The sequence below is a fragment of the Chloroflexota bacterium genome, from assembly GCA_018648225.1.
In the GTDB taxonomy this organism is placed as follows: domain Bacteria; phylum Chloroflexota; class Anaerolineae; order Anaerolineales; family UBA11858; genus NIOZ-UU35.
Genome location: JABGRQ010000083.1, coordinates 1 through 11,354, shown reverse-complemented (window position 1 = coordinate 11,354; position 11,354 = coordinate 1). Strand labels below are relative to the sequence as shown.

Annotated in this window: 10 protein-coding genes and 3 tRNA genes; 5 read left to right on the top strand and 8 right to left on the bottom strand. The window is 51.2% G+C overall.

What is annotated here, in order from left to right:
- The first annotated feature begins 98 nt into the window (after window positions 1–98).
- Both HN413_07440 and greA read left to right on the top strand, forming a co-directional pair.
- Window positions 99–1,250 carry a deoxyguanosinetriphosphate triphosphohydrolase gene (locus HN413_07440; protein MBT3390228.1) on the top strand — a complete coding sequence of 384 codons (1,152 nt, stop codon included), beginning with the start codon at window positions 99–101 and terminating at the stop codon, window positions 1,248–1,250.
- A 43-nt stretch (window positions 1,251–1,293) separates the two neighbouring features.
- A complete protein-coding gene (gene greA, locus HN413_07435; protein ID MBT3390227.1) occupies window positions 1,294–1,755 on the top strand; it encodes a transcription elongation factor GreA in 462 nt (153 codons plus the stop codon).
- A 96-nt stretch (window positions 1,756–1,851) separates the two neighbouring features.
- Here greA and HN413_07430 read toward each other — a convergent pair whose 3' ends face one another.
- The 8 genes from HN413_07430 to ffh all read right to left on the bottom strand — a co-directional run bounded on the left by HN413_07430 (window position 1,852) and on the right by ffh (window position 10,802).
- Window positions 1,852–2,907, bottom strand: a complete 1,056-nt coding sequence (locus HN413_07430) for a hypothetical protein (protein ID MBT3390226.1) — start codon at window positions 2,905–2,907, stop codon at window positions 1,852–1,854.
- A gap of 157 nt (window positions 2,908–3,064) precedes the next feature.
- Window positions 3,065–5,383, bottom strand: a complete 2,319-nt coding sequence (gene topA, locus HN413_07425; GenBank protein MBT3390225.1) for a type I DNA topoisomerase — start codon at window positions 5,381–5,383, stop codon at window positions 3,065–3,067.
- A 24-nt stretch (window positions 5,384–5,407) separates the two neighbouring features.
- Window positions 5,408–6,496, bottom strand: coding sequence for a mannose-1-phosphate guanylyltransferase (locus HN413_07420; protein ID MBT3390224.1), 1,089 nt, complete (start codon window positions 6,494–6,496; stop codon window positions 5,408–5,410).
- 2 nt (window positions 6,497–6,498) lie between these two features.
- The gene (gene dprA / locus HN413_07415; GenBank protein ID MBT3390223.1) at window positions 6,499–7,614 is read right to left on the bottom strand and encodes a DNA-protecting protein DprA; all 1,116 of its coding nucleotides are present in this window, start codon (window positions 7,612–7,614) and stop codon (window positions 6,499–6,501) included.
- A 242-nt stretch (window positions 7,615–7,856) separates the two neighbouring features.
- A complete protein-coding gene (gene rimM, locus HN413_07410) occupies window positions 7,857–8,426 on the bottom strand; it encodes a 16S rRNA processing protein RimM (protein MBT3390222.1) in 570 nt (189 codons plus the stop codon).
- Window positions 8,423–8,659, bottom strand: coding sequence for a KH domain-containing protein (locus HN413_07405; protein MBT3390221.1), 237 nt, complete (start codon window positions 8,657–8,659; stop codon window positions 8,423–8,425). Before HN413_07405 ends, rimM begins: the two co-directional genes overlap by 4 nt.
- A gap of 108 nt (window positions 8,660–8,767) precedes the next feature.
- Window positions 8,768–9,259, bottom strand: coding sequence for a 30S ribosomal protein S16 (gene rpsP / locus HN413_07400; protein ID MBT3390220.1), 492 nt, complete (start codon window positions 9,257–9,259; stop codon window positions 8,768–8,770).
- Between the two features lie 220 nt (window positions 9,260–9,479).
- A complete protein-coding gene (gene ffh / locus HN413_07395; GenBank protein MBT3390219.1) occupies window positions 9,480–10,802 on the bottom strand; it encodes a signal recognition particle protein in 1,323 nt (440 codons plus the stop codon).
- 171 nt (window positions 10,803–10,973) lie between these two features.
- Between ffh and HN413_07390 the strand changes: the two genes are divergently transcribed.
- The 3 genes from HN413_07390 (at window position 10,974) to HN413_07380 (ending at window position 11,311) form a co-directional block, all read left to right on the top strand.
- Window positions 10,974–11,058, top strand: a tRNA-Ser gene (locus HN413_07390).
- Between the two features lie 85 nt (window positions 11,059–11,143).
- Window positions 11,144–11,232, top strand: a tRNA-Ser gene (locus HN413_07385).
- Window positions 11,233–11,238: 6 nt separating this feature from the next.
- A tRNA-Arg gene (locus HN413_07380) sits at window positions 11,239–11,311 on the top strand.
- Window positions 11,312–11,354 lie beyond the last annotated feature (43 nt).

Genomic DNA, 11,354 nt, shown 5'->3' with positions numbered 1-11,354 from the left:
CGTTAGCTCGAAATGACAAGCGAAAAATATCTATTCATTTATCCATCAAGTAAACCGTCCCCTTTTCACCTGGTTTAACCAACAGATAGAAGGTAAATATGTTGTACATGCGTCAGCAACTTGAAGCATTTGAAGAACAAACCCTGGCTCCCTATGGCATCTGCAGCAAAGACTCCAAGGGGCGCGACTGCCCGGAAGCAGAACCCGATTACCGTACTGCCTTTCAGCGTGATCGCGAGCGAATTTTGCATACCACTGCCTTCCGTCGACTGGAATATAAAACGCAAGTTTTCATCATCTCTGAGGGAGATTATTATCGTACGCGCCTGACACATACCCTCGAAGTAGCACAAATTGGGCGCTCCATTGCCCGTGCTCTGGGCGCCAATGAAGACCTGGTTGAAGCCATCTGCCTGGCACATGATTTGGGACACTCCCCCTTTGGGCATTCAGGTGAAGAAATTCTGAATCGACTGATGAAAGACCACGGTGGGTTTGACCACAATAAACAATCATTGCGCATCGTCACCGAACTCGAAAAACGCTATCCTGAATTTTCGGGGCTAAATCTGACCTGGGAGACGCGCGAGGGGATTGTAAAACATGAAACCGAATACGATATCGCGGACGCGTCGAATTATAACCCTGCGTTGCGTGGTCATCTCGAAGCTCAAATCGCTAATATCGCGGATGAACTCGCCTACACTTCACACGACCTCGACGACGGGCTGCGCTCTGGGATGATTACACCAGCGATGTTAGAGGGGATTACGCTATGGGAGATTATTCTAGAGAGTATTGAAGCGCGCACCATCCCATTCGATGATCTTATTCGCCACCGCCTTATCCGGCGATTAATCGGCTTGGCGGTGAGCGATATGGTCAAGTACACTACACAACGACTAAACGAAAGCGGAGTACAATCGGTAGAAGAAGTACAAATATTAGACTATAACGTCGCCAGTTTCAGCGATGATATGCGCCGCCGTAATCGTGAGCTGAAAGATTTTCTATACAATAATCTTTATCGGCACCCGCGCGTGCTGCGCATGCAAGCCAAAGCCGAACGTGTCATCCGGGAGATATTTGTAGCCTACCAACAAGAACCTGCCATGATGCCGCATCACATCCAAAAACAAATCGCGCCTGTTGGCCTCGAACGCACAATTTGCGATTATATTGCTGGCATGACAGACCGCTATGCCATCGAAGAGCATACCAAGCTCTACGACCCTACTGTAAGGCCCTAAAAATAGTTATCAGCCCTGGGTTCAACTCCGAAAGAAATAACCTATGAGTACACAATATCTGACCAAAGCAGGCATACAAGAATTGCAAACTGAACTTGAGCGCCTAATTACGATCAAGCGCCCCGAAATTGCGCGCCGTCTTAAATCTGCCATTGAAATGGGCGACTTATCAGAAAATGCCGAATATGTTGCCACAAAGGAAGATCAGGGTTTTATGGAAGGACGCATTCAGGAAATTGAGTATATTCTTGCCAATGCAGAAATCATTGAAACGAAAGGGGGCTACGATATTGTCTCGATTGGAGCAAAGGTGACTATTCAGGAAGGTGATTTTCCGGAGGAGGAATATCACCTGGTTGGTAGTCAGGAGGCGGACCCTGGCAATGGGCGGATTTCCAACGAATCGCCGATTGGTCGTGCCCTGTTGGGTAAAAAAGTTGGCGAAACAATTCAGGTGGAAACACCCGGGGGGGAGATTAACTTCAAGATTCTCAAAATTGAATAATACCCACACAAGGGATACAAAAACAACCCCTGGCAACTTGTATCCAGCCAGGGGTTGTTTGATTCTCTTTCCCAGGGGTTTCGCGTCCCTATTGGGTTAAATTTTTTGCCAAATAGCAAGTTCCAGCGTCAAACGTTCAAAGAAACTTCCCTGAGGCAGTCCATCCCCATCGCTGCCGTAGGCCATATCCACCACTCGGGCCACCAGCCGCAGCGTGGCCGTCTCGAGAATCATCTCCGAGCCGGGATCTGCAGGGAAAGGTTCGCCTTTGGTTTGCAGCCGCTCGCGCAAGGTATTATCGTTATAAACATGGCGGCTCATCAGAACTTTGGTTACCGTTTGAATATCATTCTTGTCGAAAAGCCAGATTTCATACGCGGCAACTTTTTTCGGTTCGCCAACGCCAATCGCTTCAGAGATACCTACACCACACTCCCCGAGAAATTCGCCGGTGGGCGAGTCGATGCTGAATGAGTCATCGAAGAGATCATCGCCGAGCATATACGTGGTCATGAACTGGACCATCGGCGGCACTTCGCCCCGTGCAGAAAAGTCGGTTGGTTCGGAGTTACGGGAAATTTCCTGCGCTTGTGCAATCGGCGACATAAATTCTGAATCTGACGCCAAGCCTCGCTGCCGGGATATAAATAAATAGCCAACCACTCCAACTGCCAAGAGCGAAACAACGCCGCACATCACCAGGATCGGTGTAAAGTTAATGCCCCCGGAAACTGGTTCGGCCGTATCGGTAGTTTCTGTTGGTATTTCTGCGGGTGTGATTTCTTCAGCCATGGTTTCTTCTGCAGGCACTACAGGCGCTACAACCGCGCCCGCAATGACCTCGCTGAATTTCTGGACATTTTCTGGATATGCGCCAGGGTCTACATTGGTCAGGGTTTCATCGGCTGTTTCGCCAAGATACCCCCACCGTTGGCGCGCGATATCCTCATCTGGGAATAAAGCATACGAGTCAATCACCATGCGTAAATAATCATCTCGATAGGTCGGGTGCAAATCTGCCGGGGAACCATCGACCCACTTTACAGGCCAAATCCCCCACCCAATAATAAACCAACCAATGAATAATCCGACGCCCAGGCCGACCAAGCCAGCCACGAGGGGATTATTAAATTTCTCACGAATGAATTCCATCGCTTCTCTCCATTTTTTCTAGCTCGCTCAGCCAAAACCTGCTGCCTATTCGTATAGATCACATCTTCCAGTATTGTAGACGAGAGAGGGAAAACATGCAATCCCTTACAAGTCACGTTACGAATATCTTTTAGTCTGTTGCAAGCCTTATGCCAAGCTACTCAGCGTCTTCTGAAAGCTCATCCGGGATGACAGCATCGCGCATAAATACTTCTTCGCATTTTATGCAGGCAACCTGATGCTTGTTATTGGCAACCAACAAACCGCCACATTTAGGGCACGGCACTGGAAGCGGCCGCTTCCAGGATGAAAATTCGCACTCCGGATAGTTGGAACAACCATAGAAAATGCGGCCCCGGCGTGTTTTACGAATAACAAGGTCGCCGCCATCATCCGGGCAGGCAACACCAATTTTTTCCAGCCAGGGTTCTGTGTAACGACATGTCGGGAAATTGCTACAGCCAATGAATTTGCCATGCCGCCCCCAACGGATGACCAGTTCTTGCGAACATTCCGGACAGGCGCGTCCAATCGGTTCAGGGCCTGTATTCACATCTGGCATTTGTTCTTTGGCGAGTTCGAGCTGCTTCTCAAAGGGGGTGTAAAAATCGCGGATCACATCCACCCAAGTTTGTTTGCCATCTGCAACCTGATCCAGATTTTCTTCCATCTCTGCCGTAAAACTCACATCGACAATATTGGAAAAATGCTCGACAAGCAGATCATTTACCAATTCGCCAGTGTCTGTCGGAAACAGCCGCCGTTGCTCGCGGGTGATATAACCGCGGTTTTGCAACGTGGAAAGTGTGGGCGCGTAGGTTGATGGCCGGCCAATTCCGTTTTCTTCCAATTCCTTAACCAGAGATGCATCTGAAAAACGGGGCGGCGGCTGGGTGAAATGCTGTTCGGGGATTAGACGAAGGAGTTTTAACAACTGCCCGACGGTTAAATCTGTAGGAACAAGCATATCTGCATCATCTTCCTGCTTAAGTTCTTTATACACCACCAAAAAACCCGGGAACTTAATTGTAGAGCCTGATGCGCGCAGCAAATAAGAATTTTTCGCTTTTGAGCTTTCAATTTCTACCGAGATCGTATTATAAACGGCCGGGGTCATTTGAGATGCTACGAAGCGCTGCCAAATCAGTTGATATAGCCGGTATTGATCTCGCGTCAAAAAACTCTTGATAGCTTTCGGCGTGCGATAAACGGATGTCGGGCGCACAGCTTCGTGTGCTTCTTGCGCCCGGCGAGCTTTGGTGCGATACTCAGGCGCTTCTTTCGGGGCATATTTTTCGCCGTATTGCCCAACGATAAATTTGCGCGCTTCGGCCTGGGCCACGGTAGAGATATTGGTGGAATCCGTTCGCATATAGGTAATCAAACCCGTCTGCCCACCATCGCCTACATCCACGCCTTCGTATAATTGCTGGGCTATTTGCATCGTACGCCGCGCGGTGAAATTTAATCGGCGGGAGGCATCTTGCTGCATAGTGCTGGTGATAAACGGTGCCTGTGGATTACGACGACGGGTACCCTTTTTTGTTTTGCTAACGGCGTATTTAGCCTGCTCCATATCCACCAGCAGCGGAGTAACATCGGCTTCAATGGACAAACTTGGTTCTTCATTATTAATCCGCACTAGCTTGGCAATGAATTTTTCTTTATCGCCATTTGGCGAAAATTCTGCCGCAATCGTCCAGTATTCTACCGGAATAAAGGCATCAATTTCACGCTCACGCTCCACAATCAACCGCAAAGCCACCGATTGCACACGCCCCGCCGAAAGACGGCCGCGCACTTTTTGCCACAGCAACGGGCTGATGCTGTACCCCACCAGACGATCTAGAACGCGTCGCCCCTGTTGGGCGTTGACCAAATCCATATCCAGCGCGCGCGGATGAGCAAATGCTTCTTCAATCGCCGGGCGCGTGATTTCATGAAAGACCACCCGCCGGGTGCGCTCCGGCTCAATTTCAGCCGACTCCATCAGATGCCAGGCAATCGCTTCACCCTCCCGGTCGAGGTCAGTCGCCAGATAAATTTCCTCGGCCTGATTTGCCAACACCTTCAACTCTTTAACGACATCGCGCTTTTCGTTAGGGACGCGGTATTTCGGCGTGAAATCATTCTCTACATCCACCGAGAGCTGTGAGCGCAGCAAATCGCGCACATGGCCTACCGAAGCGCGCACTTTATACCCTTTGCCCAAATATCGCCCAACGGTTTTCGCTTTGGCAGGCGACTCAACAATCACTAACTTCCCAGAACGCTTGACTTCTTTTTTCTTACGCGTTCGTTTGGCACCTTCGGGCGGCGTCAGCCCTTCATGCGCCGGTGTGCGCCCCATCCGATACAATCCGGTATCACATTCCAAACAAACGCCGCGCGTCGCCGGGGTCCCCGATGCTGTGAAAACAGCTACCGGACTGCCAATCTCGCGCTTGACTTTACACTTTACACAATAGGCTTCCATAAAAAAACTCCAAACACATGCCGCCTACAAATACTGGCGACCCGTTGCTTTCAAATTTTTTACAATCTGACGAACTTTTTGCGCCTGATCTTTCTTGCAGACCATCAAAACATCCCCGGTGTCGACTACCACCAAATCGTCCACTCCAATGGTCACAATCAGACGCTCTTCATTGGATGTAAAAACCAATGTTTGGTGCGTATCGAGGGCAAGATGCCGTCCCCCTACGGCAATATTTCCCTGCTCATCGGCAGGGAAAATATCAAACATGGCTTCCCAACTCCCCACGTCATTCCAACCCAACCCTTCCGCGGGGATCACAACAACATCCTGGGCATTTTCCATAATTCCGTAATCAATCGTTTCGGGCTGGATTTGCGGCCAAAGCCGCTGCAAAACGGAATCGCGCCGGGGCTGGTTCCAAGCCTCGGAGATTTTATCTAATAATGAGGCGAGTGCTGGCATCTGGCGACGAAACTCGGTCTGAATGCGCGCCACCTGCCAGACAAACATCCCCGAGTTCCAGGCGTGATCGCCGCTGGCGAGCATTTCACGGGCATGTGTCTCGTCGGGCTTCTCCACAAAACGGCGCACATTGAAGGCATTCAAATCCTGATATTGGGCAACCCGCTCGCCCTGCTGAATATAGCCATAGCCCGTCGCCGGGAATGTCGGCGCAATGCCCAGCGTAACCAGATGCTCATCTTGAGCGGCATCAAAAGCGGCCAGCAATAATGCCTGAAAATGGCTTTCGTTTGTAAAGATATGGTCGGCAGTTAGCACAGCCATGACAGCCTGCGGATCGCGCGTTGCCAGCGCAACCGCTGCCAGCCCAACCACCGAGGCCGTACCACGCGGCATTGGCTCCAATAGATAATTCTCAACCGGAATTTGGGGACACTGTGCCTGCAATGCAGCCGCCTGCTCCGTTACGGTAACAACAAAGATGCGTTCTGGCGCAAAAATACCATCCAGGCGATCAACGGAAATTTGGAACAAGGAACGCTCCCCAACCAAGGGTAGCATCTGTTTTGGGTTTGCAACCCGCGATAACGGCCAAAGGCGAGTGCCACCACCGCCAGCCATAATCACGGCATAATAATGCTCATTCATTCTCACTTGTCCGTATGATAATCGGAACCAACTTCGCGCACAGCATAATATCGCATTCCGCTGACCTGACGCACCATACCCTTGAGTTCCATCATCGCCAGGGCAGCGGTAACTTGCTCAATGGGTAAATTCGTACGAGCACGAACTTCATCGACATGCACTGGGTTATGATCGAGCACAGCAAATAATTGTGCTTCAGTAGCATTGGCCGGTAATACCGTGCGAGCCTGACGATGGGCTGAGATCATGGTCAGATCCAGCGTTTGTAAAATTTCTTCGGGATCCAACAAAGGGTGCGCGCCTTGCTGAATCAGCCAATTGGTGCCTTTACTTTGCGGGGCCAGCACATTTCCCGGTACGGCGAAGACTTCACGCCCTTGCTCAGCGGCAAATTCGGCGGTAATCAACGCTCCGCTTTTACGCCCGGCTTCCACTACCACCGTTGCCATTGAAAGCCCGGCAATAATGCGATTGCGCGGCGGAAAGTTGCGCGCATCGGGGTGCGTACCAACGGCGTAATCGCTAAGGATCGCGCCATTCTGAGCAATTTGCTCGGCCAGCCCGCGATGCTCCGGCGGGTAAATGCGATCAACGCCGCTGCCTAATACCGCAATTGTCCGTCCGCCAGCATCCAATGCGGTTTTATGTGCAATCCCATCAACGCCGCGCGCCAGGCCGCTGATAATGGTCACACCATTACGTACCAGGGTACGCACGATGCTCTCGGTAACTTGACGGCCATAGGCTGTGATGCGGCGCGTCCCAACTATGGCAACGGCCCACTCATCTTCCGGAATCAACTCTCCACGCAGATAAAGCACCGGAGGCGCGGTATCCAACGCTTTGAGCCGCGCGGGATAATCTTCATCATTCCGGGTGAGCACGCGGATTCCTTGTGCCTGAATATCTTGCAAAACATCGGTCAAATCAACATCATTGCGCAGTTGAACAAAGCTGGAAACAATGCGCTGGCTTAGACCCGCCGCCAAAAGAATTTCAGGCGCCGCATTCCAGGCAGTTTCCAAATCACCAAAATATTCCAGCAACTTTTGCAAACGGACTGCGCCAATCCCTTTGACCAAGTTAAAACCAACCCAATATTTCTGATCGTCTGTCAACACGAGCCCCTGATTCAATCGATTTTTATGGGGTAGCTCAAGCCAGTCATAGCTTGCTTCCCCCCACTTCTAATGGAAGATATACCCAAATATCTAGGGCTTCCCGCGAGAATCTTCGTAAAGCAGTCAAAAAAGCGTGCATCAGAATACCATATTGTTTTTTTATGTGTCAAGGCGCAAAAAAGGGAGTGGCGCTGACATAGCCATCGCCACTCCCTTTTTTTACATCTACATCTCTATATTTACACAATTAACCCAGGCAGCAAATGAACCCGAATCTGACTTACATTCAAATCAATGGATAAAACAACCGATTCAATATCTGGGAGCAATATTTCACCGCCATCGGGCGAACGTACCAGAAACACATCGTTGGCGCCAGTGTCAATGATCTTTTCTACACTGCCCAGTAAATGCCCGGTAGCGTCTTCAATAACTTGCAACCCCAGCAATTGGTGCAGATAGTATTCACCCTCATCTAATTCGGGGCTATCAGCAGCGCGCACAGAAATAATTTGATTGCGGAATTCGCCAACTTGCTCTCGGTCGAGCAAACCATCGAAAGCGATCAGCACATCCTGGCGATGCCAACGGACGCTCTCAATTTTCAGGGGTTGGTACGCTTCGCCAACATAGAGAATATTGCCAGGAAGCAAACGTTCAGGAAAATCTGTCCACACGGACATGAGCATCTCACCGCGCAAACCGTGCGGCTTGCGAAGTTTTCCAACAACTAAGAATTCAGGCTCGCCACCCATTTGTGACGAGCCTGCTTTATGCTCAGGAGAAAAATTAATGCGTTCGAAGATCATCGTGGATCATCAATATCGAGAGTGGCGTTTTTGCCTTCGCGCGCTGCGGCAACATAAAGCAGCCTTCGAATGGCATTGGCTACACGCCCCCCTTTACCAATCACGCGCCCCATATCTTCTTTCGCAACCCGGAGGTGCAAATAAACTTTGGAACCGTGGTTTTTCTGATCTACGACAACTTCCATCGGATCATTCACGAGCGAACGAGCAATGAACTCTACCAGGCTTTTCACAAAGCACCTCCCATATCTCTCATTAATTCCAGAAAAGAAACTCAATCCGATAGGCGTACAAGGCAGAATACGCTTCGCACGCCTATCGGATTCGAAACAGTCACAAACTTACGCTTCTTCAGTTTCAGCTTCAGTTTCAGTTTCAGCTTTAGTTTCAACTTCAGCTTCGGTTTCAGCTTTAGCTTCGGTTTCTTCCGCCTGCGGTTCTGCTTTTGGTTCGGCGGGTTTCGCTTTTGCAGCCTGTGCAATCAAATCATCACGGCGGGTGCGCGGATCAACATTACGAGCTTCCATTGCAGCGGCGGCTTCTTCGAGCAGTTTTTCAACAGCTTCGCCAGCTTTGAAGCGTTCGAAACGCTCCATCAAACCAACCTGCCGAAACAAGCTACTCACAGAATCCGAAGGCTGTGCGCCAACACTCAACCAGTGATACACGCGATCTTCGGTGAATTCAATCGTTGATGGCTCAGTGCGCGGGTTGTAAAAACCCAAAACTTCCAGAAAACGCCCATCGCGGGGGCTTTCTTTGTCTGCAGCAACAACACGATAGCTGGGCTGCTTTTTTGCGCCAATGCGGCGCAGTCGAATGCGTACCATAATTGATCTGTCTCCTTCAGTTACAGATATTGGGGATGAGGCTTTCGCGGCCCCACAAACAAAACGTCCGAGAAATAGGGGTGAAGTGGTTGCAAAGCAACCACTTCACCCCTATTTCTCGGCGTCTGCTTACGACGCGACGAAAGTCCTGTTAATTTTCGTATTCACATCCGCAGTGAGAGGGGTTGCGCTGAAGGGGCGCACACGGCTTCTGCTTTACGTTTTATCCAAACAAACCGGAAAGACCGCGCATCCCTGACTTTCGCAAGGTCTTCATCATGCGCTGCGCTTCCCGATACTGTTTCAACAATTGATTGACATCCTGAACCTGGGTGCCAGACCCCAAGGCAATCCGCCGTTTGCGACTGGCGTTCAGGAGTTTTGGTTTACGACGCTCCACCACAGTCATTGAACTAAGAATAGCTTCGGTCCTTTTGAGCTGCTGTTCGGCATCTTGTGGATCAACGGACTTTGCCATCTGACCCATGCTGCCGGGGAACATATCAAGCAGTTGACCAATCGGACCCATCTTGCGCACCTGTTTGAGTTGGTCGCCGAAATCCTCGAGGGTGAACTCGCCCGACATAAGTTTTTTGGCTTGCGCTTCGGCGGTATCCGTGTCAAAGGCCGCCTCGGCTTTTTCGATCAGCCCGATGACATCACCCATCCCCAAGATACGCGAAGATAAGCGCGATGGGTCGTAAACTTCAAGCGCATCCAGTCCTTCGCCCACACCCAAAAATTTGATCGGCACACCGGTGACCGAGCGAATCGAGATCGCCGCGCCCCCGCGGGCATCGCCATCCATCTTGGTGAGAATCAACCCCGAGAGCGGAACCGCTTCTCGAAAACCCTGGGCAATGTTGACCGCTTCCTGACCGATCATGGCATCCACAACCAGCAGCACTTCGGTCAATTCCACCTTCTCGGTGATTGCCTGAAGTTCGGTCATCAAGGTGTCATCCAATTGTGAGCGACCGGCCGTGTCCAGAATGACCACACCAAAACCGCCTTTTTGCGCCTTATCATGGGCGCGTTTGGCAAGTTCGGGCGGGGCTACATTGGGCTGGGCAAAAACTTCGATCCCCAGGCGTTCGCCGAGAGTTTGCAACTGCTGCACGGCTGCAGGGCGATACGGATCGCCAGCCACCATTAACACACGCTCACCCTGACCGCGTAAAATACGCGCCAGTTTTCCCGCGGCAGTGGTTTTGCCCGCGCCCTGCAAGCCAACCAGCATGATCGTGCGCGGCTTGGGGCCGCGTAGATCGAGCGGAGCGGGTTCGCCCAGTGTGGCGATCAACTCTTCGTTGACGATCTTGACGATCTGCTGACCGGGGTTCAGCGCCCGCGAGACTTCATGGCCTACGGCGCGCTCGCGCACGCGGGCGATAAACTCTTTTGCAACTTTGTAATGTACATCCGCCTCCAACAAAGCCAAGCGAACTTCGCGCATGGCATCATCGACATCGCGTTCAGAGAGCTTGCCCCGGCGGCGCAATTTGTCGAAAACTTCGTTGAGGCGACCTGTCAGATTCTCAAACATAATAAACGCCAAAATTGCGGCAGGCAACCATTACAACGGGCCAGCCGCAACGCTGAATTCTAGCTTGTAAGGGATGTTTGGTCAAGGGAAGTTCAACAGCAATATTGTCACGCCGATTCACCTATGGTAGAATTCAGCCCGCTTGGGAGGGGTTCTCCCAACCCACGCCCCGGAGGGATGGCCGAGTGGACGAAGGCGCCTGTCTTGAAAACAGGTATGGAGCAATCCATCGTGGGTTCGAATCCCACTCCCTCCGCCTTAACAAATGATGAATGGTGAAGCATGAATGCAGAATACGAAATGTTGATTTCGTATTCTGCATTCGTGCTTCTGCACTTCTTGGGGAGGTGCCAGAGTGGTTGATTGGGGCCGCCTGCTAAGCGGTTGTCGGGGTAAAACTCGACCGCGGGTTCGAATCCCGCCCTCCCCGCCTTTTGCTCTCGTAGCTCAGTGGATAGAGCACTTGGTTGCGGACTAAGGGGTCGCGCGTTCGAGTCGCGCCGAGAGCGCAGATTAGAGCGGGAAAATCCCGCTCTCTTTTTTTATCTATGA

What these genes read in the sequence shown, in the direction of transcription:
- HN413_07420 (MBT3390224.1), bottom strand. Translation starts at nt 6,496, where the DNA reads ATGAATGAGCATTATTATGCCGTGATTATGGCTGGCGGTGGTGGCACT.
- HN413_07430 (MBT3390226.1), bottom strand. Translation starts at nt 2,907, where the DNA reads ATGGAATTCATTCGTGAGAAATTTAATAATCCCCTCGTGGCTGGCTTG.
- topA (MBT3390225.1), bottom strand. Translation starts at nt 5,383, where the DNA reads ATGGAAGCCTATTGTGTAAAGTGTAAAGTCAAGCGCGAGATTGGCAGT.
- rimM (MBT3390222.1), bottom strand. Translation starts at nt 8,426, where the DNA reads ATGATCTTCGAACGCATTAATTTTTCTCCTGAGCATAAAGCAGGCTCG.
- ffh (MBT3390219.1), bottom strand. Translation starts at nt 10,802, where the DNA reads ATGTTTGAGAATCTGACAGGTCGCCTCAACGAAGTTTTCGACAAATTG.
- greA (MBT3390227.1), top strand. Translation starts at nt 1,294, where the DNA reads ATGAGTACACAATATCTGACCAAAGCAGGCATACAAGAATTGCAAACT.
- HN413_07440 (MBT3390228.1), top strand. Translation starts at nt 99, where the DNA reads ATGTTGTACATGCGTCAGCAACTTGAAGCATTTGAAGAACAAACCCTG.